The sequence below is a fragment of the Celeribacter halophilus genome (genome assembly GCF_900114135.1).
Lineage (GTDB): Bacteria > Pseudomonadota > Alphaproteobacteria > Rhodobacterales > Rhodobacteraceae > Celeribacter > Celeribacter halophilus.
The window spans coordinates 81,019-104,814 of sequence record NZ_FORY01000002.1; the positions used below are offsets into that span (position 1 = coordinate 81,019).

General features: G+C 58.9%; 29 protein-coding genes. 16 read left to right on the top strand and 13 right to left on the bottom strand.

Annotation, left to right across the window (positions count from 1 at the left end; all coding sequences use genetic code 11):
• Positions 1-97: 97 nt before the first annotated feature.
• Complete coding sequence (locus BM152_RS02135) at positions 98-754, top strand: Crp/Fnr family transcriptional regulator (RefSeq protein ID WP_111481315.1); 657 nt, start codon at positions 98-100, stop codon at positions 752-754.
• A gap of 114 nt (positions 755-868) precedes the next feature.
• On the opposite strand, the gene BM152_RS02140 is transcribed toward BM152_RS02135, so the two are convergent.
• The gene (locus tag BM152_RS02140) at positions 869-1,063 is read right to left on the bottom strand and encodes a YgaP family membrane protein (protein WP_066605905.1); all 195 of its coding nucleotides are present in this window, start codon (positions 1,061-1,063) and stop codon (positions 869-871) included.
• A gap of 210 nt (positions 1,064-1,273) precedes the next feature.
• The gene (locus tag BM152_RS02145; protein WP_066605907.1) at positions 1,274-2,773 is read right to left on the bottom strand and encodes a CoA-acylating methylmalonate-semialdehyde dehydrogenase; all 1,500 of its coding nucleotides are present in this window, start codon (positions 2,771-2,773) and stop codon (positions 1,274-1,276) included.
• A 167-nt stretch (positions 2,774-2,940) separates the two neighbouring features.
• On the opposite strand from BM152_RS02145, the gene BM152_RS02150 reads away from it, so the two are divergent.
• The 3 genes from BM152_RS02150 (at position 2,941) to coaD (ending at position 4,989) form a co-directional block, all read left to right on the top strand.
• Entirely contained in the window at positions 2,941-3,834 is an 894-nt protein-coding gene (locus tag BM152_RS02150) for a LysR family transcriptional regulator (protein ID WP_066605909.1), read from the top strand.
• Between the two features lie 88 nt (positions 3,835-3,922).
• Positions 3,923-4,357: a CBS domain-containing protein gene (locus tag BM152_RS02155; protein WP_066605910.1), complete on the top strand. Its 435-nt coding sequence runs from the start codon at positions 3,923-3,925 to the stop codon at positions 4,355-4,357.
• Positions 4,358-4,479: 122 nt separating this feature from the next.
• Positions 4,480-4,989, top strand: a complete 510-nt coding sequence (gene coaD, locus BM152_RS02160; RefSeq protein WP_066605912.1) for a pantetheine-phosphate adenylyltransferase — start codon at positions 4,480-4,482, stop codon at positions 4,987-4,989.
• An 82-nt stretch (positions 4,990-5,071) separates the two neighbouring features.
• Here coaD and BM152_RS19155 read toward each other — a convergent pair whose 3' ends face one another.
• The 6 genes from BM152_RS19155 to tkt form a co-directional block, all read right to left on the bottom strand.
• Positions 5,072-5,230 (bottom strand): hypothetical protein, encoded by a 159-nt coding sequence (locus tag BM152_RS19155; protein WP_170125641.1) that lies wholly within the window; start codon positions 5,228-5,230, stop codon positions 5,072-5,074.
• Between the two features lie 336 nt (positions 5,231-5,566).
• A complete protein-coding gene (gene gap, locus BM152_RS02165; RefSeq protein ID WP_066605915.1) occupies positions 5,567-6,568 on the bottom strand; it encodes a type I glyceraldehyde-3-phosphate dehydrogenase in 1,002 nt (333 codons plus the stop codon).
• A 150-nt stretch (positions 6,569-6,718) separates the two neighbouring features.
• Positions 6,719-6,862 (bottom strand): hypothetical protein, encoded by a 144-nt coding sequence (locus tag BM152_RS19160; protein WP_170125642.1) that lies wholly within the window; start codon positions 6,860-6,862, stop codon positions 6,719-6,721.
• A 347-nt stretch (positions 6,863-7,209) separates the two neighbouring features.
• Positions 7,210-8,208, bottom strand: coding sequence for a type I glyceraldehyde-3-phosphate dehydrogenase (gene gap, locus BM152_RS02170; RefSeq protein WP_066605918.1), 999 nt, complete (start codon positions 8,206-8,208; stop codon positions 7,210-7,212).
• 167 nt (positions 8,209-8,375) lie between these two features.
• Complete coding sequence (locus BM152_RS19165) at positions 8,376-8,528, bottom strand: hypothetical protein (protein WP_170125643.1); 153 nt, start codon at positions 8,526-8,528, stop codon at positions 8,376-8,378.
• 194 nt (positions 8,529-8,722) lie between these two features.
• On the bottom strand, positions 8,723-10,744 hold the full coding sequence (gene tkt, locus BM152_RS02175; protein WP_066605926.1) for a transketolase: 2,022 nt from the start codon (positions 10,742-10,744) through the stop codon (positions 8,723-8,725).
• A gap of 334 nt (positions 10,745-11,078) precedes the next feature.
• On the opposite strand from tkt, the gene BM152_RS02180 reads away from it, so the two are divergent.
• Positions 11,079-11,750: a hypothetical protein gene (locus BM152_RS02180; RefSeq protein ID WP_066605928.1), complete on the top strand. Its 672-nt coding sequence runs from the start codon at positions 11,079-11,081 to the stop codon at positions 11,748-11,750.
• 3 nt (positions 11,751-11,753) lie between these two features.
• Positions 11,754-12,167: a cell division protein ZapA gene (locus BM152_RS02185; protein ID WP_066605929.1), complete on the top strand. Its 414-nt coding sequence runs from the start codon at positions 11,754-11,756 to the stop codon at positions 12,165-12,167.
• 81 nt (positions 12,168-12,248) lie between these two features.
• Here the strand turns inward: BM152_RS02185 and grxD are convergent, their stop codons facing one another.
• From grxD to BM152_RS02210, 5 genes are all read right to left on the bottom strand, one after another.
• Entirely contained in the window at positions 12,249-12,608 is a 360-nt protein-coding gene (gene grxD, locus BM152_RS02190; protein WP_111481317.1) for a Grx4 family monothiol glutaredoxin, read from the bottom strand.
• A gap of 127 nt (positions 12,609-12,735) precedes the next feature.
• Positions 12,736-12,966, bottom strand: a complete 231-nt coding sequence (locus tag BM152_RS02195; RefSeq protein ID WP_066605931.1) for a BolA family protein — start codon at positions 12,964-12,966, stop codon at positions 12,736-12,738.
• A gap of 65 nt (positions 12,967-13,031) precedes the next feature.
• Positions 13,032-13,517, bottom strand: a complete 486-nt coding sequence (locus BM152_RS02200) for a hypothetical protein (protein ID WP_066605933.1) — start codon at positions 13,515-13,517, stop codon at positions 13,032-13,034.
• 65 nt (positions 13,518-13,582) lie between these two features.
• Positions 13,583-15,742, bottom strand: a complete 2,160-nt coding sequence (gene purL / locus BM152_RS02205; protein ID WP_066605934.1) for a phosphoribosylformylglycinamidine synthase subunit PurL — start codon at positions 15,740-15,742, stop codon at positions 13,583-13,585.
• Positions 15,743-16,193: 451 nt separating this feature from the next.
• Positions 16,194-17,105 (bottom strand): LysR family transcriptional regulator, encoded by a 912-nt coding sequence (locus BM152_RS02210; RefSeq protein ID WP_066605936.1) that lies wholly within the window; start codon positions 17,103-17,105, stop codon positions 16,194-16,196.
• Positions 17,106-17,418: 313 nt separating this feature from the next.
• On the opposite strand from BM152_RS02210, the gene BM152_RS02215 reads away from it, so the two are divergent.
• The 10 genes from BM152_RS02215 (at position 17,419) to BM152_RS02255 (ending at position 23,634) form a co-directional block, all read left to right on the top strand.
• Positions 17,419-18,342, top strand: a complete 924-nt coding sequence (locus BM152_RS02215; RefSeq protein ID WP_066606474.1) for a lysophospholipid acyltransferase family protein — start codon at positions 17,419-17,421, stop codon at positions 18,340-18,342.
• Between the two features lies 1 nt (position 18,343).
• Complete coding sequence (gene murI, locus BM152_RS02220) at positions 18,344-19,156, top strand: glutamate racemase (RefSeq protein ID WP_066605939.1); 813 nt, start codon at positions 18,344-18,346, stop codon at positions 19,154-19,156.
• 142 nt (positions 19,157-19,298) lie between these two features.
• Positions 19,299-20,327 (top strand): N-acetyl-gamma-glutamyl-phosphate reductase, encoded by a 1,029-nt coding sequence (argC, locus tag BM152_RS02225; RefSeq protein ID WP_066605942.1) that lies wholly within the window; start codon positions 19,299-19,301, stop codon positions 20,325-20,327.
• A 52-nt stretch (positions 20,328-20,379) separates the two neighbouring features.
• The gene (gene ccmE / locus BM152_RS02230) at positions 20,380-20,823 is read left to right on the top strand and encodes a cytochrome c maturation protein CcmE (RefSeq protein ID WP_170845853.1); all 444 of its coding nucleotides are present in this window, start codon (positions 20,380-20,382) and stop codon (positions 20,821-20,823) included.
• A gap of 201 nt (positions 20,824-21,024) precedes the next feature.
• Positions 21,025-21,552: a thermonuclease family protein gene (locus BM152_RS19495; RefSeq protein ID WP_231730556.1), complete on the top strand. Its 528-nt coding sequence runs from the start codon at positions 21,025-21,027 to the stop codon at positions 21,550-21,552.
• A gap of 149 nt (positions 21,553-21,701) precedes the next feature.
• Positions 21,702-22,313, top strand: coding sequence for a holin-associated N-acetylmuramidase (locus BM152_RS02240; RefSeq protein ID WP_066605947.1), 612 nt, complete (start codon positions 21,702-21,704; stop codon positions 22,311-22,313).
• Positions 22,304-22,903 carry a holin family protein gene (locus BM152_RS02245; protein ID WP_066605949.1) on the top strand — a complete coding sequence of 200 codons (600 nt, stop codon included), beginning with the start codon at positions 22,304-22,306 and terminating at the stop codon, positions 22,901-22,903. The genes BM152_RS02240 and BM152_RS02245 overlap by 10 nt, the downstream gene beginning before the upstream one ends.
• A complete protein-coding gene (locus tag BM152_RS02250; protein ID WP_066605951.1) occupies positions 22,893-23,081 on the top strand; it encodes a hypothetical protein in 189 nt (62 codons plus the stop codon). Before BM152_RS02245 ends, BM152_RS02250 begins: the two co-directional genes overlap by 11 nt.
• Entirely contained in the window at positions 23,078-23,215 is a 138-nt protein-coding gene (locus tag BM152_RS19170; protein ID WP_156444370.1) for a hypothetical protein, read from the top strand. Before BM152_RS02250 ends, BM152_RS19170 begins: the two co-directional genes overlap by 4 nt.
• The gene (locus BM152_RS02255) at positions 23,212-23,634 is read left to right on the top strand and encodes a hypothetical protein (protein ID WP_066605956.1); all 423 of its coding nucleotides are present in this window, start codon (positions 23,212-23,214) and stop codon (positions 23,632-23,634) included. The genes BM152_RS19170 and BM152_RS02255 overlap by 4 nt, the downstream gene beginning before the upstream one ends.
• Positions 23,635-23,796: the final 162 nt, after the last annotated feature.

A 23,796-nucleotide genomic window follows, 5' to 3' on the forward strand; every position in this document is an offset into this window, starting at 1 on the left:
GCGAAGGTTTGCTGACAGAGATTGTCCAGGAGGCAATAAGCTTTTAAGACCCCTTAACGCCTTTCGAAGAAGGGCTTTCACGGACAAGGGGTAAATGATGGATTGGATCGACCGGTTTGCGGGGCTCTCGACATTGGAACCAAGGCTGCGCGCGCGCCTTGTGGCCCAATCCCAGATCGTCCATCTGCCTGCTGGCACGGTGCTTTTTGGTCCGGGGAAGCGCCCTGAAAACCTGCTTCTTTTGACCGAGGGCACGGCGCGGGTGCAACAGACCACCGAAGGCGGGCGCGAGATCGTGCTTTACCGTGTTCATGGCGGCGAAAGCTGTGTGATGACCACCGCCTGCCTTTTGGCCTATGAGGATTACACTGCCGAGGGTATCGCGGAGACGGATGTGGATGCGGTGGCCATTCCGCGTCGGGTCTTTGATGATCTGATCGCGCATTCCCAGAGTTTTCGGGATTTCGTCTTTTCGGCCTATTCACGCAGGATCACCGACCTGTTCCATGTGATCGAAGAGATCGCCTTTCAAAAGGTCGATATCCGGTTGGCGCAAAAGCTTCTGGAACTGACGAACGGGGAGCCTGTGTTGAAGGTGACACATGCGCAACTTGCCGCAGAGCTTGGCTCGGCGCGCGAGGTGATTTCACGTCAGTTGCAGGAATTCCAGCGTCGCGGGTGGGTGCAAACCGCCCGCGGTGAGGTCCGACTCATTGATCGCGAGGCGCTCGACGCGCTTGCGAATTCCGGATGACACAAGCCCTTCACGAAGCCCCTGTAGCACAGGACCTCAAGACGCGCAGCACGACGTATTGATACTGTAGAGTTTTCGCAACCGACCTGTGTTTCAAGTCGATTGCGAAACGTTTTATTTTTTGCAGGTGTTGATCCCGAAGATTGAATAGAGCGGGCAGCTCGACATCAATCCGGTGACCAGCGGGATGATCCCGATGAGATAGAGCCAGCGCAATGAGGCGCCGGGGGTCAGGAAGAAGCCCAGCAAAAGAGCAAGGCCTACGACAATGCGCAGGATACGGTCGAGGTTGCCAACATTCTTTTTCATGGAACTCTCCTATGTGACTCATGAATCTTGAAAAGAGTCTACGCCTCGCGCGGCGTTCTGTCTGTGACAAACTCACCCCCGCAAGGTTATCAGGGCAGGGATTTATAACATTGCCGACAGAGGCAAGGGCGTGGCGGAAATATCAGATTTTCGCAAATAAAAGCGGGACCTCCTTTGAGGCCCCGCCAGAAATGTTCGATTTGGACAATTTTAGTCGATCGATTTGAAATTCATCGCCGCGCCATCCTTGATGCCGGAGAACCAGCGGGCGGAGACTTTCTTGGTCTTCGTGTAGAATTTGAACGCATCCGGCCCGTATTGGTCCAGATCACCAAAGGCCGATTTCTTCCAGCCGCCGAAGGAGTAATAGGACAGCGGCACGGGGATCGGGAAGTTCACGCCGACCATGCCCACTTCGACCTTGTTGACAAAGTCACGCGCCACATCGCCATCGGCGGTGTAGATCGCGGTGCCGTTGCCATATTGGTTGTCGAGGATCAGACCAAGCGCATCTTCATAGCTGTCCTTGCGCACCATAGAGAGCACAGGGCCGAAGACCTCTTCCTTGTAGATCTCCATCTCCGGCGTCACCTCGTCAAACAGGGTAGGGCCGACGAAATAGCCGTTCTCATAGCCTTGAATGTTCAGGTCGCGCCCGTCGGTGACGAGTTTCGCCCCTTGCTCCACACCGGAGGCAATCAGCCCCTCGATCCGCTCTTTGGCCTGCGCGGTGATGACTGGGCCGTAGTCCACGTCATCGCCTGCGGTGTAAGGGCCGACCTTGAGTTTTTCGATCTTCGGCACAAGGCGTTCGATCAGCGCATCGGCGGTTTCCTTGCCTACAGGAACAGCCACAGAAATCGCCATGCAGCGTTCGCCTGCGGCCCCGAAACCGGCTCCGATCAGCGCATCGGCGGCCTTGTCCATATCCGCGTCCGGCATGATGATCATGTGGTTTTTCGCGCCGCCGAAACACTGCGCGCGCTTGCCGTTGGTCGCTGCACGCCCGTAGATATATTGCGCAATCGGGGTAGAACCGACAAAGCCCACGGCCTGAATTGTCTCGTTGTCGAGAATGGCATCCACGGCTTCCTTGTCGCCATGCACAACCTGCAACACACCGTCGGGCAGACCGGCTTCCTTGAAAATCTCGGCCAGCATCAGCGAGGTCATCGGTGTGCGCTCGGAGGGTTTCAGGATCATCGCATTGCCGGAGGCAATCGCAGGGGACATTTTCCAAAGCGGGATCATCGCGGGGAAGTTGAACGGTGTGATGCCTGCGACAACGCCCAAGGGCTGACGCATGGAATAGAGGTCAATGCCGGTGCCCGCATCTGCGGTGTATTCGCCTTTGATGAGCGAGGGCACGCCCATGCAGACCTCGACCACTTCCAGACCGCGCTGGACATCGCCACGCGCATCGGGAAGAGTCTTGCCGTGTTCGCGCGACATACATTCGGCAAGGCGGTCCATGTTCTCGTTGAGCAGCGCGCCGAATTTCATGAAAATCCGTGCCCGACGCTGCGGGTTGACCTTGGCCCATTCCTTTTGCGCGGCGGCGGCTTTTTCTACGGCGGCGTCAAGCTCGGCAGGGGTGGCCAGCGGGACTTTGGCGATGACTTCGCCCGTTGCCGGATTGCGCACCTCGGAGAAGCGGCCGGATGTGCCGGCGACATATGTGCCGTTGATGAAATGTTTGAGTTCTTCCATAGGATCCTCCTGATCTGTTGGTGACAGCTTAACTTTGCGTTTTTGGCTTCAAAAGAGAGAAGATTTCAAAAACATTTTGCATTTTTGCAATGATCTGTGATCATCTACGACAAATGTCTGGCGTAGGTGCTAAGACGCAATGCGGGAGGCGCGGGCGGGATATGTCGATGAACTGGGATGATTTGCGGGTGTTTCTGGCCGTTGCACGCACCGAAAGCCTCTCCGGCGCGGGGCGGCAGCTCAAGATTGATCCGGCCACGGTCGGCCGGCGCATCGCGCGGCTGGAGGAGGGGCTGGGCGTGTCTCTGTTTGCGAAATCTCCGCAGGGCTACGAGTTGACCCGCGACGGAGGACGGCTTCTGGCCCATGCGGAGGCGGCGGAGCAGGCGGTGTCTTTGGGGCAGGATGATCTGTCCGGCGACGGGGACGAGCGGCTCAAAGGGGTGATCCGCATCGGTGCCCCTGACGGCTGTGCGAACTATGTTCTGCCACGGGTCATGGCCCGAATCGCCGAGGACCATCCCGATCTGGAGATGCAAATCATCGCCCAGCCGCGGCTGTTCAACATGTCGAAACGCGAAGTCGATCTATTCGTCAGCGTCTCCCCTCCCACCTCGGGCCGTCTTCTGGTGCAAAAGATCACTGACTACCATCTCTCACTGGCGGCGATGCGCTGGTATCTCGAACAGCACGCAGAGATCGCGGGGTTGGGGGATTTACAGGAGCACAAGCTCGTGGGCTATGTCTCCGACCTGATTTTCGACAAGGAACTGGATTACTTGGAGGAAACTGGCGCGAGCGAGGCGGATTACACGTCGAACTCGGTCTCGGTGCAGCTCAATATGATCCGCGCAGGGCTGGGGCTTGGCGTTGTGCATGATTTCTGCCTGCCCTTCGTGCCCGAGATGATCCGCGTTCTGCCACAGGAGTTGCGGCTGAAACGGGCATTCTATCTGGTGCGCCACGCAGATGACCGGAAGGTGGAGCGTTTGTCGCGCTTTGCCGATGTATTTTGTCGCCGGATGCGCGACGAAGTGGACAAGCTCGAACGTGAAGCTTGACAGAATGGCGCAGGCGTTGGACGCTGAGGGTAGGGAGACAGAGGGAAAGCCGCTGGGAAATCAGCATATTAAAATTCAGGGAGGTGTTATGCTCGTAGGTCAGATTCTAAAAACGAAAGCCATTGGGGAAGCCATCACGGTCCGTCCGGACTCGACGGTCGCAGAGGCGGCCAAACTGTTGTCCAGCCGCAAGATCGGCGCGTTGATCGTGGCAACAGACCCCAAACATCCCGAAGGCATCCTGTCGGAACGCGACATCGTGCGCGAACTGGGCAAGACAGGCAGTGAAATCCTGACGCATAAAGTGTCGGACTTCATGACCCGAAAGCTCGTGTCCTGCCGTCCCGATGAAACGGCGCTTGCGGTGTTGGAAAAGATGAGCACAGGGCGCTTCCGCCACATGCCGGTGATGGATGATGGCGATATGCTCGGCGTTGTTTCGATCGGTGATGTGGTCAAAGCTCGGCTCGAAGAGCTTGCGATGGAGAACAATGCGCTCGAAGGCATGATCATGGGCCACTGACCCCATTCGGGGCGCAGGATGCGACAAGTTTATGACATGTAACGAAACGTTCGTGCGTCAATCCTCTTGATTTCGCACCTGCAATATTGTTGCGTGCGCTGCAGAAAAGAGGAGGATCCCCCATGCCAACCGGCCCAAGGCGCATTGCATTGTACCCAGGCACGTTTGACCCAGTGACCCACGGACACGGCGACATCATTCGTCGCGCCTGTGCTTTGGTTGATCGACTGGTGATCGGTGTTGCTATTAACCGTGACAAGGGGCCGCTGTTCTCGTTGGAGGAACGGGTGGAGATGCTGACCGAATACACGGCGGGGCTGTCTCGTGAGACCGGCTGCGAGATCGTGGTGCATCCGTTCGAGAACCTTCTGATCCAATGCGCGCGCGACGTGAATGCATCAATCATCGTGCGTGGTCTGCGCGCTGTGGCGGATTTCGAATATGAATATCAGATGGTGGGGATGAACCGCGCCCTCGACAGCAAGATCGAAACGGTGTTCCTCATGGCCGACGCGCGGCATCAGGCGATTGCCTCGAAACTGGTGAAAGAGATCGCCCGTCTCGACGGGGATATTTCCAAATTCGTCGCCCCCGAGGTCGAAACGCGGATTCGGGAAAAGTTCGGGAATTGAGGCCGGAGCCTCAGCCCTGAACATGAGAAAAGCCCCGTCCGGGGCTTTTTCTTGCGTCTGTGCGTAATGAAACTTTTGTGCCTTAGCCGTAGATGGCGGTGCGGGCCAGTTCACATGCGCGGGCTTCGTCAATGTCGAGGTCGGCTTTGACTTTGCTCGGCAGGCCGTTCAGTTCGGCAAGTGTGCGGCGATAGGCGGCCCGTTTGCGGGCGGCCGAGGCGAGGGAGGAGAGAGTTTTCATCGTACCGGTCCTTTCGGGTTTGGTGTGTTTCTTTCTGCCTTTTATATGCGCCTGATTTAGCGCTAACACCAATGCCGGATCACCAAGTTCGATATGCGATTTGTGCATGGGTTGTTCACATTTTGCATATGTTTTCAGCGCGGAGATTGAAAACTCTTGTCAAAACCGTGGGATAGAGGCGTCGTGAAATGCCGCTGTGTCGCGGCTCACGGGGAGGGCTGGAAGGTGCCCTGTATGGAAACAGCATAGAAAAAAGCCCCGAAGCTATGCTTCGGGGCGCTCCCGTTCGCGCGGGAAAGGCTCTGGCGGGGCTTCCACCCCTCCGATACAGTGGCTTCAGAGAAACTTGCTCATGGCGACTGCGGTATCGCTCATACGATTCGAGAAGCCCCACTCGTTGTCATACCAAGTCAGGATACGCACCATTGTGCCTTCCATGACCTTGGTCTGGTCGGTGTGGAAGATCGAGCTGTGCGGATCGTGGTTGAAGTCCGTGGAGACGAGCTTGCGGTCCGTATAGCCCAGAACGCCTTTGAACGGGCCATCAGCGGCTTTGCGGATCAGATCGTTGATTTCCTCGACCGAGGTCTCACGCGGCGCTTCAAAGGTCAGGTCCACGACGGAGACATTCGGTGTCGGCACGCGAATGGCCACACCGTCGAGCTTGCCTGCCAGTTCCGGCAGCACCAGGCCCACGGCTTTCGCGGCCCCTGTGGAAGTCGGGATCATCGACAAGGCGGCAGCACGGGCGCGGTAGAGATCCTTGTGCATCGTGTCGAGTGTCGGCTGATCCCCCGTGTAGGAGTGGATCGTGGTCATAAAGCCTTTGACGATGCCGATGTTGTCGTTGAGCACTTTGACAACAGGGGCAAGACAGTTGGTGGTGCAGGACGCGTTGGACACGACGATATCATCGGCGGTCAGTTCGCTGTCGTTCACGCCATAGACGATGGTTTTGTCGGCACCGGCACCCGGAGCAGAGATCAGAACGCGTTTGGACCCGTTTTTCAGGTGCAGCGCGGCTTTTTCTCGGGCGGTGAAGATACCGGTGCATTCCAGCGCGATATCCACGTCACCCCAAGGCAGGTCTTCGGGATTGCGGATGGCGGTCACTTTGATCGGGCCGCGACCGGCGTCGATCGTGTCCTCGGTGAATTTCACCTCGACCGGAAACCGGCCATGTACGGAATCGAACTGCAACAGGTGGGCATTGGTTTCCACCGGACCCAGATCGTTGATCGCCACAACTTCGATATCGGTCCGACCCGATTCGATGATGGCACGCAACACGTTGCGTCCGATACGTCCAAATCCATTGATTGCGACTTTCACGGCCATAACAGCACCTCCTTGACGCTTTGGCAGGAGAGGGAACGGGAGGATGTTCCCTCGCTAACGAAAACCGGAGACCACCGTGGCCTCGCGGTCCTTATGTGTCCCCGTAGTTTTAGCGCGATGTTAGCGGAAACACCACGGGAAATCAGAGACTCAGCGCCAGAACGCGACCCAATGGATCAATCGGAGAAATTCACGCGCCAGAAAGAGCGATCCGGCGCCTGCGTTGATCCCGAAATCAAGGGCGAGCGCAATCAAGATGACGATGGCAAGCCCGACGGCAATAGGGTTGGTCATGTTCCACGCTTTGTATCTGTCTTGAGGGCACAATGCGTCAGAGGGCGGGAGAAAAAAAGGGGCTAAAGTATTTTTCGTCAAATCTGTCGCGGGTTTCGTGAAACCCGCCTGCGTAAGAGCCGGAACATGCCGCGTTTTTCGACAGGGGGCATGACTTCGGATGAGGGGCTGTGTTTGAGAACTGGGTCCGCAAGCCGTGACAGATGCGATAAGAGCCCAAGGTTTTCCTTCGGCCCTTCATAGTGAGGGAGGTCGTGAGAAAAATGAGTCCCGCACCCAGTCCTGCGCAGTGTGCGGGTTAAGACAGGACGGAGGCTCCTCTTCCTCCGCCCCGTTTGGGCCAGCGCTTAGGACAGGCGGCCCATAGCCGCGGCAACATCCGCCATGCGGGCGGAGAAGCCCCATTCGTTGTCATACCATGCCAGAACGCGCACGGTGCGGCCCACGACTTTGGTCTGGTCGGGCGCAAAGATGGAAGATTCGGTGGTGTGGTTGAAGTCGATGGAGACTTTCGGCTCCTCGTCATAGCCCAGCACCGCGCCCATGTGACCGGCGGCGGCCTCGCGCACGATTTCGTTGACATCTTCGACTGTCACATCCTTGCCAGCCTGGAACGTCAGGTCCACGCAGGAGACGTTGGGGGTCGGGACGCGGATGGCGGACCCGTCAAGCTTGCCTTGAAGCTCCGGCAGCACCAGACCCAGTGCCTTGGCCGCGCCTGTGGAGGTCGGGATCATCGCCATGGCTGCCGCGCGTGCGCGGTAGAGATCCTTGTGGCGGCGGTCATGGGTGGATTGGTCGCCGGTGTAGCTGTGGATCGTCGTCATGATCCCGCTTTCAATGCCGATCCCGTCGTTGAGCACTTTGGCCAACGGAGCTAGGCAGTTGGTCGTGCAGGAGCCGTTGGAGATGATTTTGTCCTCGGCCAGAATATCACGGTGGTTCACGCCAAAGACCACGGTGCGCGCCACATTGGTCGCGGGCGCAGAGATCAGCACTTTCTTGGCGCCACGGCGCAAGTGGACATCCGACTTGTGTCCATCATTGAACTTGCCGCTACATTCCAGCACGACATCGACACCTTCCCAATCCAGCTCTTCGGGATTGTAAGTGGACATGACTTCAATCGGACCCTGACCCAGATCCATCGTGTTGCCAGCCACTTTGACCGATCCGTTAAAGCGTCCGTGCACCGAGTCATATTTCAGCAGATGCGCATTGGTTTCGATGGGGCCGGTGGCGTTGATCTTGACCACTTCCACCTCGTTCAGGCCAGCTTCCGCGATGTGCGCCAGCGTGCAGCGTCCGATGCGGCCAAAGCCATTGATACCGAGTTTGATGGTCATGATGCGTCTCCGAGGTTTTGCAGGCGATAAACGCCGTATACAAAGGTGTGCGGTCTCGGAAAAGTGTTTAACGCCAACATGTTGGCGCAAACATGCGTGTTATCGCAAACATTCCCGCCACAAGCGCAGGTAACGCTTGCAGCGGTGGTTCGAAGGCTCGGCGGAGGTTAAATGGCCGCCGGAACGCAATCGATCACATCAACATCTTTGACCGGATCTTCAGGCCCGCAGGTTTCGTGGGTCACCGGGTAAACCTCCGGCTCTTTTTCCATACAGCCGACCAGCACTCCGAAGCTCAGAAGAATAAGAAGATAACGCATGAGAAGCCTCCCTTTTGATAGATCGCCTTGAAACCCCTGTGGTCTTTGAGGCGATTGAATGGAGGGAGTGTCCTGCCGCAGAGGCTTTGCGGCGATGATCTGGATCATATGCCACAAAAAACGCCCACCGAATCGGCGGGCGTTTCCTGAAAAAGGGCTGGGTGGAACCAAAGGATCCGAACCCTGTGAGGCGATCAGCCGAGAAGGGCTTTCACCTGCGCCACGATATTGTCGGCGGTGATGCCGAATTTCTCGTAAAGCTCACCGGCAGGGGCAGAGGCCCCGAAGCGGGTCATGCCCACGAAGGCTTGTTTCGCTTCGCGGCCACGCTCGCCCAGAAGCCAGCGATCCCAGCCACCAGCACGCACAGCGGCTTCGACGCCGACGCGCACCGGACCTGCGGGCAGAACCTTGCGACGGTAGGCTTCGTCCTGTTCGGCAAACAGTTCCATACAGGGCATGGAGACCACGCGGGTGCCGATGCCGTTGTCTTGCAGCATCTTGCGCGCTTCCATTGCGATGGCCACTTCGGAACCGGTAGCGATCAGGATCGCCTCGCGTTTGCCTTCGGCCTCGGCCAGCACATAGGCGCCTTTAGAGACGAGGTTGGTGTTCTTGTGCTCCGTGCGCAGCGTCGGAACGCCTTGACGGGTCAGCACCAGAACAGAGGGCGTCTTTTGCGAGGTGAGCGCGATTTCCCATGCTTCCGCCGTCTCGACCGTATCGGCCGGACGGATCGTCATCGTGTTGGGCGTTGCGCGGCAGATGGCGAGATGTTCGACCGGCTGGTGGGTCGGACCGTCTTCGCCAAGACCGATGGAGTCATGCGTCATCACATAGGTCACCGGAATCTGCATCAAGGCCGACAGACGCATCGCGGGGCGGGCGTAATCGGTGAAGCAGAAGAACGTGCCCGCGTAAGGACGGATACCACCATGCAGCGCCATGCCGTTCATCGCAGCCGCCATGCCGTGTTCGCGGATTCCGTAATAGACGTAACGGCCTTTGCGGTTGGTCTCGTCAAAGACCCCCATATCGCCGGTGAGCGTGTTGTTCGAACCGGTCAGATCCGCAGAGCCGCCGATGGTCTCGGGCATGATCGGGTTGACCACTTCGAGCACCTTTTGCGACGAGGCGCGGGTGGCCATTTTCGGCTGTTCTTCGGAAATCTGCTTCTTGAACGCCTTGATCGTGGCGGAGAGCTTTTTCGGCGCTTCACCTGCGAAAACGCGGTTGAATTCGGCCTGACGGCGCTCGCTTTGCTCGGCAAAACGGGCTTCCCAAGCGGTGCGTTCTTCGCGACCGCGGGCCCCGATCTCTTCCCACTGGGCCTTGACGTCTGCGGCGACCTGATAGGGGCCCCAGTCCACGCCATAGGCGGCTTTGGCAGCGGCAAGCTGGTCCGCATCGGTCAGAGCGCCGTGGCCTTTGGAGGTGTCTTGTGCCGCGTGACCCAGAGCGATGTGGGTTTTGCAGGCAATCATCGACGGCTTCTTGGATTTCTTCGCGGCCTCAATGGCTGCGTCGATTTGTTCCGGATCGTGCCCGTCGATTTCCTGCACATGCCAACCGGCGGCTTTGAAGCGCATCGGCTGGTTGGTGCGGTCCGCGATGTCCACGGTGCCGTCGATGGTGATGTTGTTGTTGTCCCAGAACACAACGAGCTTGCCGAGTTTCTGACGACCGGCCAGCGCGATGGCTTCTTGGGACACGCCTTCCATGAGGCAGCCGTCACCGGCCATCACATAGGTGTAGTGATCCTGAAGCTTCTTGCCAAAACGCGCGCGCAGGGCCTCTTCGGCCATAGCAAAACCCACGGCATTGGAAATGCCCTGACCCAGCGGGCCGGTGGTGGTTTCGACGCCATCGAGAAGGAAGTTCTCCGGATGGCCTGCGGTTTTCGCACCCATCTGGCGGAAGTTCTTGATCTCTTCGATCGGCATTTCCTTGTAGCCGGTCAGATAGAGCAGGGAATAGATCAGCATGGAGCCGTGGCCCGCCGACAGGATGAACCGGTCGCGGTCCGGCCATGTGGGGGCGGCGGCGTCAAATTTGAGATGCTTGCCGAACAACACGGTGGCCACATCAGCCATGCCCATCGGCATGCCGGAGTGACCGGAATTGGCACCAGCGACGGCATCGAGCGTCAGGGTGCGGATGGCGGCAGCACGCATCCAGTGATCGGGGTGCGCCTCGCGCAGCTTTGCGATATCCACGGGCGGATCTCCTTTTGGCTCCAACAGTGCCAAAACCGCAGCAAATCTGCGTATTCCGGCCTCTGCGCCCTCTGTTACCGATGTAGCGTCAAAGTGCAAGCCGCCAGCGGCCTGTGAGACCAAAGGAAACAGGGGGTGCGGTTGGTTTTCGCCGGTTTTGCGGTCGCATATTGGTAATTCCGGTCCTATAGGCTAGGCTCGCGAATCAAGAGAAAACGGATGAAGCCCGCGCGCTTCGCCCTTGAGGACAAAGGAAGTTTCGGCTTTCATGGCTCCGAACAGGGCGTCAAAAGGACGCGAGAGGGCCGATTGAGCAGAGTATGAGTGGACGGCAATGAGCGAGATTTCCGATTTCGAAGCCCGGATTACAGCAGCGCTTGAGCGGATCGGGCGGGCTGTTGCGGTGGCTGAAGAGCGCGCCGAGACCATCGCCGCAGAGGCGGCGGGGGGAATCGCCAGTGAGGAACTTGAAGCGGAGATTGCCCGCTTGCGTGACGCGCTGGACGAGGAAAAAGCGGCCAACAGCCAGTTGGAGACCCGCGTGAAAGCCATTCACGAGCGTCAGGAGACCCATGTGGCCGCGCTTGAGACCGAGGTGGAGACACTCCGGCGGCAACTGGCGGATCATGACCGAGAGATGCAGAAACTGCGCCTTGTGAACACGCAGCTGCGCGAGAACAACACGGCCCTGCGCGAGGCCAATGCCGAAGGGCTTGGCAATGCCGATCTGATCGACAGCGGGATGCGGGCAGAGCTTGAGGCGCTCAAGGTGACGCGCGCGGCGGATGTGACGGAACTGGACGCGATCCTGACCGAGCTGCGAGTCGTCATGGCGCGTCAGCAGCAGGATACGGAGACCGTGTCTGACGAGTCGGCCTCTGAGGTTGCGCCGGAAGAGGGGTCAGAGACCGCGCCCGCATCGCCGGCGCCCAACACCTCAACTCCTGTATTCGAAGCCGCCCCCAAACCCGCCGCTGCGCAGATCACCCCGGATGAGGAGGTTTAAATCATGCCCGAAGTGAAAATTTCCATCGGCGGACGCGAGTTTGAAGTGGCCTGTCAGGCGGGCGAAGAACATTTCCTCAAAGCGGCGGCGCAGCTTCTCGACAATGAGGCTTCGGTCCTGTCGAGCCAGATCGGGCGTTTGCCCGCCGAGCGGATGCTTTTGATGGCGGGGCTGATGCTGGCGGACAAGACCGCGGGCATGGAAGAACAGATGCGCAATCTCGAAAGCAAACTTGGCGCACAAGAGGCGCTGATCGAAGAAATGCGCGCGCGTCCCGAACCCGAACCGCAAAAGATCGAGGTGCCGGTGGTGCCGGGCGAAGTCATGGACAGTCTGGCGGAAATGGCCGCACGGGCCGAAAGCATGGCGGCGGCTTTCGAAGAACGTCTGGGCGTGACGGACACCTTCGAGGACTGATCTTCTCGACAGAGCAAAGATGTAAAAAAGGCCTGCCGGTGTGACCGCAGGCCTTTTCTATGTGCTTCGACTTGCAGCCAATCAGCTGTTGGCGGCGCGGATCTGTTCGGCTTTTTCCGTGTCGAAATTGATGCCTTTGTCTGCGAACATCTGGTCGAGTTCACCCGAAAGCGTCATTTCGATCACGATGTCACAGCCGCCGACAAATTCGCCTTTGACGTAAAGCTGCGGGATGGTGGGCCAGTCGGAGAAATCCTTGATCCCTTGACGGATGTCCTGATCGGCCAGCACATTCACATCGGTATAGTCGACCCCCATGAAATTCAGAATTCCGGCCACTTTCGACGAGAAACCGCATTGCGGCATCTGCGAGGTGCCTTTCATGAACAAAACGACATCATTGTCGGAGACGGTTTTCTGGATGGTTTCTTGAGCAGTCATGGTCAATGTCCTTTGGATGATCTCCACGGTGTCCGCGAAGTCGGAATTTATCGAGGCCGGCGCGGGCGTTTCGGTGCCATTTTGTGCAGTATATAGGGCGTTTCCCGCGCTTCGGCCAGAGGGACGTTTAATCGGGGGCGCGGGTGGTGAGCGCCAGCGCATGCAACTCGCCGCTTGCGAGCTTTTCTTTCAGCGTCGCATTGACGGCGCGTTGTTGCTGCACCCGGTTCATTGTCGCAAAGGAGGCATCTACCACCTCTGCGGCGAAATGCTGACCGTCATCTCCCTGAACAATGATTTTGGCGTCCGGAAATCCAGCGCGGATCAGGTTTTCGATATCGGCGGCGGTGATGGCCATGTAGGGCGCTCCTTCGTTGGTCGTCGTTGTGAAATGTAAGCACTGTCAGGCGGCGCTGCAAGCGTTCAGGCGGTGTGATGCTGTGCAAGCGCGCTCAGGAACCGGTCGTAATCTGCGGCCAGTGCCGGCGTGTCGGCCCAAAGCCGCGCGCATTTGCTCAGGAGCCGCTGGCGTTCGGTTTCGAGATCTGCGGGCAGAGGAACCTGTCCGGCCTCCCGCAGTTGCTTCATCCGCTCGTGCAGGGGTTTGAGTTGCTCGAAATCACGGATCATCGCGGGCAAAAGCGTCGGATCATCCCGCCAGCTTTCGCCGTTGAACCGCATTTGTGTGACCCTTTGACCAGCGCCCGCGCAGTCATAGAGCACACAGCCGCGATTGCCGATTTCTTCGAGCGTCTCATGGCAGGAACACAGATGCCCGCGCAGATTGGGGCAGGGGGTGCCCGCTGCCTTGTCGAAAGAAAACAATGCGCCTTTGTCGAGCGTCAACCCCACGCAGCACAGGGCCGCGCAGTTTGCACAATCGGAGGTGAGCTCGGGCAGGTGGATCATAGCGGTCTCATAAAGCAAAAGGCCCGCGAACGGGCCTTTTTTGAGTATTTTGGCACAAAGGAAACTTAGCCGAAGATCTCGCCGAAGCTGTTGCGATAGATCGCGCTCAACTCAACAAGCGGTGCGCTGGAGGCGCCGAAGCTTACCGTGTCGCCGGAGAACTTGCCGACGGAGGCCACGGGCACGCCCGCTTGGGCTGCGGCGACCATGAGGGCTTCGGCCTGATCAAAGGAACAGGCGATCAGGTAGCGCGCCTGATCTTCGCCGAAGAGCGTTGCTGTGTCATCGCTGTCGAGGTGGACGCCGAGGCCCGCTTCATCGGCCAGTTCAAACGCGGCCAGTGCCAGCCCGCCATCAGAGAGGTCGGTCACGGCATGGAAGAGCGCCCCGTTGGCGCGGATGAAGTCGCCATTGCGCTTTTCATCAGCCAGATTCACATGTGGCGCATCGCCGTCCTGACGGTTGAAGACTTCGTAGAGCAGGGCCGATTGACCGAGGCAGCCTTCGGTCTCGCCAACGAGAATGGCCACATCGCCATCTTGTGCCAGACCGGAGATGAGGTCTTCTTCCGAGGAGATCAGCCCCACTGCGCCAATGGTGGGGGTGGGCAGAATGCCTTCGCCGTCAGTTTCGTTATAGAGCGAGACGTTGCCCGATACGATCGGCATGTCGAGGAAGGAGACCGCCTGGGCGATCCCGTCCAGCGCGCCGACGAACTGGCCCATGATCTCGGGCTTTTCGGGGTTGCCGAAATTCAGGTTGTCTGTGGTTGCCAGCGGTTTTGCCCCCACGGCGCAGAGATTGCGGAAGGCTTCGGCGACGGCCTGTTTGCCGCCTTCGACGGGGTTGGCCTTGACGTAGCGCGGGGTCACATCGGAGGTGAAGGCCAGCATCTTGCCGGTGTCATGCACGCGGACAACGCCAGCACCAAGGCCGGGGGCGCGGACCGTGTCGGCCATGACTTGTGTGTCGTATTGCTCGTAGACCCATGCTTTCGACGTGTAGTTGGGCGAGGAAATCAGTCCTTTGAGGCCGTCGACCGGATCGATTTGCGGCACGTCCTCGACGGGGGCGGCGGCGGGGGTCGGTTCCCACGGGCGGTCGTATTCGGGAGCGGAGGAAGCCAGTGTGGACAGCGGCAGATCGCCCATACATTTGCCATTGTGCATGATGAGGAAACGATCTTCTGCGATTGTTTCGCCGACGATGGCGAAATCCAGATCCCATTTCTCGAACACGGCGCGGGCCTCGGCCTCTTTTTCCGGCTTGAGCACCATGAGCATCCGTTCCTGAGACTCGGAGAGCATCATCTCGTAGGCGGTCATGTTCTCTTCGCGCTGCGGCACGTTTTCGAGATCAAGACGGATGCCCAGCTTGCCCTTGTCCCCCATTTCCACCGCCGAACAGGTCAGGCCTGCGGCCCCCATGTCCTGAATAGAAATAACAGCCCCTGTGGCCATGAGTTCGAGCGTGGCTTCCATCAGGCATTTCTCGGTGAACGGGTCGCCCACCTGCACGGTGGGGCGTTTGTCCTCGATGGTGTCGTCGAATTCGGCAGAGGCCATTGTCGCACCACCAACGCCATCACGGCCGGTTTTCGCGCCGAGATAGACCACGGGCATCCCGACACCGGAGGCGGCGGAGTAGAAAATCTTGTCCGTATCGGCGAGGCCAGCGGCAAAGGCGTTCACAAGGCAGTTACCGTTATAGGCCTCATGGAAGCGCACCTCGCCCCCGACTGTCGGCACACCGAAACAGTTGCCGTAGCCGCCAACGCCTTCAACCACGCCATGCACAAGCTGTTTGGTCTTCTTGTGATCCTTGACGCCGAAGGAGAGCGAGTTCATCGCCGCAATCGGACGCGCGCCCATGGTGAACACGTCGCGCAGAATGCCGCCAACACCCGTGGCCGCGCCCTGATAGGGTTCGATGTAGGAGGGGTGGTTGTGGCTTTCCATCTTGAACACCACACATTGCCCGTCACCAATATCGACAATGCCGGCGTTCTCGCCGGGACCGCAGATCACTTGCGGGCCGGATGTGGGTAGGCCGCGCAGGTGTTTCTTGGAGGATTTGTAGGAGCAATGCTCGTTCCACATCGCCGAAAAGACGCCCAGCTCCGTGAAGGTCGGCTCGCGGTTCAGAATGCGCAGGATTTCTGCGTATTCCTCCGGCTTGAGACCATGAGCGGCGATAATGTCCTCGGTGATGGCTGGTTCGGTCATTGGGGTCCCCTAAGCGGAAGCGTCGTCTTTGGCGTCCTCATAAGATGTTTGGCGGCTTTGGGGAAGGGGCAAAGGCGTTGGAACCGCGTTTGAACGGTAGTAGGCATGGTAAAACCCGCCGTTTATACTCGAGAGCAAAAAAAAGGCCGAGCAAAGCTCGGCCCAAGTCCAACAGGGAGGTAAAACCGCCGCGAGTTTCCTCAATTGGCGGCCTCAATGCTGCATTTAGGGGCAGTTTGTGAATCGTTCAAGGAAATTTCTGCGCATGCGGCGCAATGCCGCCATGCAGAAATCGCATAGCCTGACGGGCAGGCTGCGGAGCGGTTGTTGTGAGGGTCATTTCTCTGAGCCTGTCGGGGCGAGATGGAGGCGCTCAGGGCGCAGGCACGTCCCCATCGGCGCGTTCTGCGTTATCCGCCAGTGTCGCATGTGGGATGCGGCAGGAGATGCGTCAGGCTTTGGCCTCATCTTCGTCCCGCATGTTGCGGCGGTGGGCGTTGATTTCCTCGGTGATGAAGTCGCGGAAAACCTCGATCCGTTTCGAATGGCGAAGCTCTTCGGGATAGGCGAGGAAAACAGGCACTTCGCCGCTTTCCAGATCGGGCAGCACACGCACCAGATGCGGCGCGCTTTCCACGAGGTAGTCGGGCAGAACCCCGACCCCCAGATGGTTGAGCACGGCCTGAAGCACACCGAAATAATTGTTCACAAAGAGCTTGGAGCGGATGTCATGTTCGTTCAGCTCTTCGACAAGGCGGGCGCCTGCGGCGACCTGATGGGCATTCGGGTTCTGACAGATCAGGCGATGCGACGAGAGATCGTCCACGCTTTCGGGCATCCCGTGTTTGTCGAGATATTCCTGAGTCGCAAAAAGACGCATGCGGATGTTCATCAGGCGCTTGCGGATCAGATCGGCCTGACTCGGCTCTTTCATCCGAATGGCCACATCCGCCTCGCGCATGGGCAAATCAAGCACGCGTTCTTCGAGCATCAGGTCGATTTTGAGTTCAGGGTATTTGTCATAGAGTTTCGACAGGCGCGGCGCGAGCCAGAGCGTGCCGAAACCAGTGGCCGAGGTGACACGCAGCTCGCCATAGACTTCTTCTTCGCTGTCACGAATACGTGCAGCGGCGGCGTCGAGGCGTTTCGCCATGGCGCGGGTCGCCTCGAAAAGCAATTCGCCTTGCTCCGTCAGGATCAGGCCACGGGCGTGGCGGTGGAACAGGGTGGTGGACAGCGATTCTTCGAGCGCACGGATCTGACGCGAGACGGCGGACTGGCTCAAATGCAGCGTGTCGCCTGCGTGAGTCAAAGACCCCGCATCCGCCACCGCGTGAAAAATTCTCAGCTTGTCCCAGTCCATACCCGTCACCTGTTCTCATACAACGTCATTCATATAATCATAGGACATAGGAACGACGATGTGTTTTGGCCGCTTATTTCGATGTTTTTGCATAAATCGCAAGCAAATTGCAGTTAGGTCACACAAATTGCCGCAGACATGTTGGGCAAATGCAAGTTTTTCGGGCGTAGGGCGGCGGTGTCCGTGTCTTGGCATTGTGTATATGTTTGCCTATCTTCGCCGGACGATCGGGGAAGGGTGACAGATGACGCAAGTCGAAGACCGTGAGGCGGACGCCGAGCCGGCGCAGGTCGGTGCCGGAGCAAAGCTGGATATGCGGCAGGTTGCCCGCGACATTTCCTATGCGAGTTCGGCGGCGACCGGCGTCGGGCGGACGTTGATCCGTTTGATGGAGAATGCCACGGGGCGGATCGGATTGATCCGGCGCGCAGAAGGCTATGATGAGGAGGTCGCGGCAGGGCGTGATTTCTGGGCCGTGATGGCGGAGCGCTACGGGTTGAGCCTTGACGTCGTGCGCGGCGCATTGACGGATATTCCCGCAGAGGGGCCGCTGATCGTGGTGGCCAATCATCCTTACGGTATTCTGGACGGGTTGATGCTGGGTCATATGCTTTCGGTCACGCGGGGAGACTTTCGCATTCTGGCCCATCGGGTGTTCAAGAAGGCCGAAGATATCGACCGCGTGATCCTGCCGATTTCTTTCGAGGAGAGCAAAGACGCCGTGGCGCTCAATCTGGAGACCCGCAAGGAGGCGCTGCGCTATCTCTCCGAGGGCGGCTGTATTGGCATCTTTCCGGGCGGCACGGTGTCCACGGCGGCCAAGCCACTGGGGCGTCCGATGGACCCGAACTGGCGGGCGTTTACCGCGAAAATGGTGGCGAAATCCGGTGCGACTGTGGTGCCGGTCTATTTCGACGGGGCCAATTCACGCCTGTTCCAGTTGGCCAGCCACCTTCACTCGACCCTGCGCATGGGGTTGTTGATCCGCGAGTTCCGCGCGCGGATCGGCACACCGGTGCGCGTGGCGATCGGCGAGCCCATCGGGCCGGAGCGTTTGGCCGAATTTCGCGGAGACCCGAAAAAGTTGATGGATTTTCTGCGTGCCGAGACCTATTCACTATCTCAAAAGCCCTTGGCGGATGCCGGGCTTGGCTTTGAGTTCGAAGCGAAACACAGAACGGACCGCAAGGCGGAACATGGGGCCAAGCCTCGCAAGGGTCTGAAGGATCGGTATTGATATGGCAGTGGGCATTTTTGACAGCGGACTGGGTGGGTTGACGGTCTATGACGCGGTCTCGAAACGTCTTCCCGATGTGCCTTTGGTCTATTTCGGGGACAATGCCCATGCGCCTTACGGTGTGCGCACGGCCGATGACATCTACAACCTGACCACCTCTGCCGTCGAACGTTTATGGGAAGCGGGCTGTGATCTTGTGATCCTGGCCTGTAACACAGCCTCGGCCGCCGCGCTGCGCCGGATGCAGGAAAGCTGGATTCCGCCGGAGAAACGTGTGCTGGGCGTCTTTGTGCCGCTGATCGAGGCGCTTACCGAACGCCAGTGGGGCGACAATTCCCCGCCGCGTGAGGTGGCAGTCAAACATATCGCGCTTTTTGCCACGCCCGCGACGGTGGCCTCGCGCGCCTTTCAGCGGGAGCTGGCCTTCCGCGCCATCGGTGTCGATGTCGAGGCGCAGGCCTGTGGCGGTGTGGTGGACGCCATCGAGGAGGGCGATATGATCCTTGCCGATGCGCTGGTGCGCTCCCATGTCGATGCGCTCAAACGTAAGATGCCGACACCGGATGCGGCGATTTTGGGCTGCACCCATTACCCGATCATGGAAACGGCCTTTCAGGAGGCGCTTGGCGAGGACGTGCGTGTGTTCAGTCAGGCCAATCTGGTGGCCGAAAGCCTTGCCGACTATCTGGCGCGGCACCCGAAGATGCTGGGCGAGGGGACAGAGAGCCTGTTTCTGACCACAGGTGATCCGGCCAAAGTATCGCGCGGAGCGACGCAGTTTTTGCGACGAAAAGTCGAGTTTACCAAAGCGTGACCCCGTATGGCCGCTGACCTCGCATGGCTAGGAGCCTGCGCCCACGGGTCGCAATTGCGCCGAATTCAGAATCCTTCTAAATTGAGGGCCCGACTTGATCACGGTCAAGGGACAGGCTGGGCCGATGTGAGAGACGACAGACATGACTTATAAAATCGCCATTCTTGGAGCTTCCGGATACACCGGTGCCGAACTTGTCCGCCTGATCGCGACCCATCCGATGATGGAGATTGTGGCGCTCTCCGGTGACCGCAAGGCGGGCATGGAGATGGCGGAGGTCTACCCGCATCTGCGCCACATGGACCTGCCCGCACTGTGCAAGATTTCTGACATCGACTTTTCGCAGGTTGATCTGGCCTTCTGCGCCTTGCCCCATGCCACATCGCAAGCGGTGATCAAGGATCTTCCCGCCACCACGAAAGTCGTTGATCTCTCGGCAGATTTCCGTCTGCGTGATCCGGAAGAATATGAGAAATGGTATGGCAAACCGCATTCCGCCACCGATCTGCAAGGCGAGGCGGTCTATGGTCTCACCGAATTCTACCGCGACGAGATCAAGACCGCGCGGCTTGTGGCCGGCACAGGCTGCAACGCGGCCACGGGGCAATTCGTCTTGCGCCCGCTCATCGCTGCCGGTGTGATTGACCTCGACCAGATCATCCTTGATCTCAAGGTCGCGGTGTCCGGCGCGGGCCGCTCCCTGAAAGAACACCTGCTCTTCGGAGAGTTGGAAGACAATGCCTTCGGCTATGCGGTCGGGGGCAAGCACCGCCATCTGGGCGAGTTCGATCAGGAGTTCTCCAAGATTGCCGGACGGGATGTGCGTATCCAGTTCACCCCGCATCTCGTGCCCGCCACACGCGGCATCCTCGCCACCGCCTATGTGCAGGGCGAAGCCGGTGCCGTGCATTACGCCTTGGCCGAGGCCTATATGAACGAACCTTTCATTCAGGTGCTGCCCTTCGGTCAGACGCCCGCGATGAAACAGGTGCGCGGCTCGAACTTCTGTCATATCGGCGTGGTCGCGGACAGGATTTCTGGCCGCACCATTGTGATCGGCACGCTCGACAACCTGACCAAAGGCTCGTCCGGTCAGGCCATCCAGAACGCCAACCTGATGCTGGGCCTCGACGAGACCACCGGTCTCATGAACGCGCCCGTGTATCCATAATCCACCCTTGATCGCACCCCGAGCGGGGCTGAGGAGAGACACCATGGCAGGCTTGAAAAACTTGAAAAAGAAACGCCGTATTCAGGTGGTTTTCATCGCGGCTCTGGCTCTGCTCGTCTCGGTGTCGCTCATTGGCTACGCCTTCCGCGACGGGATCAACCTCTACCGTGACCCGTCGAAAGTCGTCTCAGAGCCGCCCCGCGAAGGCGAGATTTTCCGCTTGGGCGGGCTGGTCGAAGAGGGCTCTCTGGTCCGTGGCGAGGGCACGCATGTGACCTTTACCGTCACCGACGGGGCAGAGACCGTCCCTGTGTCCTTTGAGGGCGTCCTGCCGGATCTCTTCGGCGAGAACCAAGGCATGATCGGCACCGGTTCCATGGTGGACGGGGTCTTTGTGGCGAGCGAAATTCTGGCCAAACATGACGAGACCTACATGCCCAAAGAGGTGATGGATTCGCTCAAGGAAACCGGCGTTTATGTGGAGCCGGAGAGCTAAGGGGGCGCACGACGGCCCTCATAAAAATCGATGTTTTCCTTGAAATTCAAATAAAGCCCGCGTTTTATATCTCCTGATTTCAGGGGAGGCGGGATTTTGATTGAGGGACTTATTTTTATTGCGGTTATCGCGGGCCTATTTTTCTTCCTGTGGGAGAAAAAGGATCCAATACGCTCCGAGCGAGAAGAAAACCCGCCGTCTGTGATCCCATTCCCCAAGAAGCCTCCATCCGAGAACCGCCCAACATATTATGCGCCACCAACGCCCAGCCCGTTCAATGAGAAAACAGCACGGGACGCGGTCGAAAAGCCTGTCATTCGGGGGCGGGCCTATGTCGTGGATGGCGATACGGTTGTGATCAGGAAAACGCAAATCCGGCTCTTTGGCGTGGATGCCCCCGAAATGAACCACCCCTACGGGAAAAAGGCGAAATGGGCCTTGGTGAAACTCTGCAAGGGTCAGGAGGTCAAGGCCGAGGTCACGGATGTGGATGCGCATGGGCGCACGGTGGCCAAATGTTATTTGCCGGACGGGCGTGACCTCTCTGCGGAAATGGTGAAACTCGGTCTTGCGATAGACTGGCCGAAATTTTCCGATGGCGTGTATAAACCGTTGGAAGTGCCTGATGTGCGCAAGAAGCTCTGGCTGGCGGATGCCCGTCAAAAGGGCCGGATGCACATTTGGGACAAATACGATGCCAAGCAGAAAGAGCGACAAGAGAACGCCTGAAGCCTCAGTGGTGGCGCTTCCCTGATGGGGGACATGGAAACCAAACCGTAAATGTAACCAAACCGTAAATCCGCAGGCGTGCGGTGGTTTCCGCCGGTATTAACTTTTTTGCGTCAGCCTGATCCCGTCAATTGGTGGGATTGAGGCATATGAAAACAGTACAGCAAATCGCGATGGAAATCGTCGCCCGCGAGGGTGGCTATGTCAACGATCCGGATGATCCGGGCGGGGCGACCAAATACGGGGTCACGCTGGGCACGCTGCAACGGCTCGGGATTGATCTCGATGGCGACGGACAAGTGACTGCGCGTGATGTCAAGCGGCTGACCCGTGTGAAAGCCCGCGACATTTTCGTGGAGCATTATTTCCACCGCCCGCGTATCGACGAATTGCCCCCCTGTTTGCAGGCGAGTGTTTTCGACATGTATGTGAACGCGGGCAGTAATGCGGTGCGGATTTTACAGAGACTTCTCAATGATATGGGGCAGCGTATCGCCATTGACGGGGTGATCGGGCCACAGACCATCGAGGCGGCGTTTCTGGCACAATCTCCGGCACCGCATCATCTGGCGGATGCCTACGGGATTGCACGGCGGAATTATTATTATGCGTTGGCGGACAAACGCCCCAGTTCGCGCAAATATGCGCGGCGGCTTGATGGCGGCAAGGGTGGTTGGATCACCCGTGCGGAAGATTTCATCTCGCCGCGCTATCATCTGACAGATGCCGAACATGCTGCGCGGGTGGCCTCATGGGGATGATGGGCAAAGCCTTCGACCTGCTTTTTGGCGAAGGGCGCAATGTGCTCAAGGAAACGGCGGAGGTATTTTTCGAAAACTCGGAAAACTCCGCAGCCCGTGAGGCCAAAAGCCGTGCTGCGGCTCTGGAACAATTCGCCTCAGAATTTGCCATGGAGCGCAAAGGCCATTTCGACCGGTTCATGGACGGGCTCAACCGCGTGCCGCGCCCGTTGATGGCATTTGGCACCATCGGGCTTTGCATCTCGGCCATGGTTGATCCGGTCTGGTTCGCCTCACGGATGCAGGGCATCGCGCTGGTCCCCGAGCCGCTTTGGTGGCTATTGGGCACTATCGTCTCTTTCTATTTCGGCGCCCGCTATCAAGTGAAATCGCAGGAATTTCAACGCTCTGTCGCCGCTTCCGTGGCGCAGGTTCCACAAGTCAGAGCCAATATCGCGGCCCTCAAGGCGCTGGATGCGGGGGCCAGCGGGGTCGGGATGCCCGCAAGCATCGGCTCCGTGGACAGGTCGCAGTCCGAACCGCCTTCGGTGCCGGGCAGCGAAGCACCCAACCCCGCGCTCACGGCATGGAGGGCAGGGCATGATGAGTGACGTTTTGATCCGTGCGCTGTCCGACCACGGGCCTTGGGCGCTCATGGTGTTCTTTCTGCTCTACCGTGACTTGCAAAAGGATCAGGCGACCCGCGCGGTGCTCGACAAGAACACGCAGATCCTTGTGGAGATGACCACGATGATCCGCGAACGGCTGCCGAGAGGGGGACGGATATGACGCATCATATGTGCTGGATCTGGCAGAGATTGCACAGCCTCTGGCTGGGCGAGGCGCTGAGCAGGGCTGTGGCGCGCAACAGGGCTGCGGCGGAGGCATTGGACGCGGTCGTCAAGGAGATGTTGGAACAATGAAACAGGTGATGACACTGTATGGCCTCGTTCTGGGCGCGGGTTGTCTTGCGGCGGGCTCATTGGGGCTGGAGCAGGCGCTTTTGCTGGCCTACGGGGCGATTGCGCTCATGGCGCTGACGATCTCGGCCACGTTTCTGTGGCTATGGCAGTTGCGTGCCACGCCTCTGGCCTTGGGCATGTCGCTCTCATGGGCGGGATCGGGGCTGACCATCGGGTGCTGGTGGGCGATGCAGATCGCACAGAATCCGCTTTGGGGGCTGGAGGCCGCAGTGCTGTTTGTGTTCCTCTCGCTCCTGATCTGCGGTGCCGTGATTCACTTTTCGGTGATTCAGGGCAGTTTCGGCCTGTCGGGTCTGTCGTTTCTCTGGCCGGTGTTCGGTGCGGTGCTTGTCTCTTTCGGGGTCCTTTTGGCGCTTTGAGGCGCATGGGTGGTGGGAAGAGACGGGGAAGGGGGCGGTTTGGCCCCTTTTCTTCATGGCGTTTCCGGCTGCGTTTTGACGGCAGGTAGGATTGAGGGCGCACTTTGCTTGCGACATTGGCGCACAGCCCATTGGCGGAGGCGTCGCGCTGGGATAGAACGA

Bases quoted from the DNA above. Each gene is read 5' to 3' on its own strand.
- BM152_RS02135 (WP_111481315.1), top strand. From the start codon at position 98: ATGGATTGGATCGACCGGTTTGCGGGGCTCTCGACATTGGAACCAAGG.
- BM152_RS02140 (WP_066605905.1), bottom strand. From the start codon at position 1,063: ATGAAAAAGAATGTTGGCAACCTCGACCGTATCCTGCGCATTGTCGTA.
- BM152_RS02145 (WP_066605907.1), bottom strand. From the start codon at position 2,773: ATGGAAGAACTCAAACATTTCATCAACGGCACATATGTCGCCGGCACA.
- BM152_RS02150 (WP_066605909.1), top strand. From the start codon at position 2,941: ATGAACTGGGATGATTTGCGGGTGTTTCTGGCCGTTGCACGCACCGAA.
- BM152_RS02155 (WP_066605910.1), top strand. From the start codon at position 3,923: ATGCTCGTAGGTCAGATTCTAAAAACGAAAGCCATTGGGGAAGCCATC.
- coaD (WP_066605912.1), top strand. From the start codon at position 4,480: ATGCCAACCGGCCCAAGGCGCATTGCATTGTACCCAGGCACGTTTGAC.
- BM152_RS19155 (WP_170125641.1), bottom strand. From the start codon at position 5,230: ATGAAAACTCTCTCCTCCCTCGCCTCGGCCGCCCGCAAACGGGCCGCC.
- gap (WP_066605915.1), bottom strand. From the start codon at position 6,568: ATGGCCGTGAAAGTCGCAATCAATGGATTTGGACGTATCGGACGCAAC.
- BM152_RS19160 (WP_170125642.1), bottom strand. From the start codon at position 6,862: ATGACCAACCCTATTGCCGTCGGGCTTGCCATCGTCATCTTGATTGCG.
- gap (WP_066605918.1), bottom strand. From the start codon at position 8,208: ATGACCATCAAACTCGGTATCAATGGCTTTGGCCGCATCGGACGCTGC.
- BM152_RS19165 (WP_170125643.1), bottom strand. From the start codon at position 8,528: ATGCGTTATCTTCTTATTCTTCTGAGCTTCGGAGTGCTGGTCGGCTGT.
- BM152_RS02180 (WP_066605928.1), top strand. From the start codon at position 11,079: ATGAGCGAGATTTCCGATTTCGAAGCCCGGATTACAGCAGCGCTTGAG.
- BM152_RS02185 (WP_066605929.1), top strand. From the start codon at position 11,754: ATGCCCGAAGTGAAAATTTCCATCGGCGGACGCGAGTTTGAAGTGGCC.
- grxD (WP_111481317.1), bottom strand. From the start codon at position 12,608: ATGACTGCTCAAGAAACCATCCAGAAAACCGTCTCCGACAATGATGTC.
- BM152_RS02195 (WP_066605931.1), bottom strand. From the start codon at position 12,966: ATGGCCATCACCGCCGCCGATATCGAAAACCTGATCCGCGCTGGATTT.
- BM152_RS02200 (WP_066605933.1), bottom strand. From the start codon at position 13,517: ATGATCCACCTGCCCGAGCTCACCTCCGATTGTGCAAACTGCGCGGCC.
- purL (WP_066605934.1), bottom strand. From the start codon at position 15,742: ATGACCGAACCAGCCATCACCGAGGACATTATCGCCGCTCATGGTCTC.
- BM152_RS02210 (WP_066605936.1), bottom strand. From the start codon at position 17,105: ATGGACTGGGACAAGCTGAGAATTTTTCACGCGGTGGCGGATGCGGGG.
- BM152_RS02215 (WP_066606474.1), top strand. From the start codon at position 17,419: ATGCGGCAGGTTGCCCGCGACATTTCCTATGCGAGTTCGGCGGCGACC.
- murI (WP_066605939.1), top strand. From the start codon at position 18,344: ATGGCAGTGGGCATTTTTGACAGCGGACTGGGTGGGTTGACGGTCTAT.
- argC (WP_066605942.1), top strand. From the start codon at position 19,299: ATGACTTATAAAATCGCCATTCTTGGAGCTTCCGGATACACCGGTGCC.
- BM152_RS02240 (WP_066605947.1), top strand. From the start codon at position 21,702: ATGAAAACAGTACAGCAAATCGCGATGGAAATCGTCGCCCGCGAGGGT.
- BM152_RS02245 (WP_066605949.1), top strand. From the start codon at position 22,304: ATGGGGATGATGGGCAAAGCCTTCGACCTGCTTTTTGGCGAAGGGCGC.
- BM152_RS02250 (WP_066605951.1), top strand. From the start codon at position 22,893: ATGATGAGTGACGTTTTGATCCGTGCGCTGTCCGACCACGGGCCTTGG.
- BM152_RS19170 (WP_156444370.1), top strand. From the start codon at position 23,078: ATGACGCATCATATGTGCTGGATCTGGCAGAGATTGCACAGCCTCTGG.
- BM152_RS02255 (WP_066605956.1), top strand. From the start codon at position 23,212: ATGAAACAGGTGATGACACTGTATGGCCTCGTTCTGGGCGCGGGTTGT.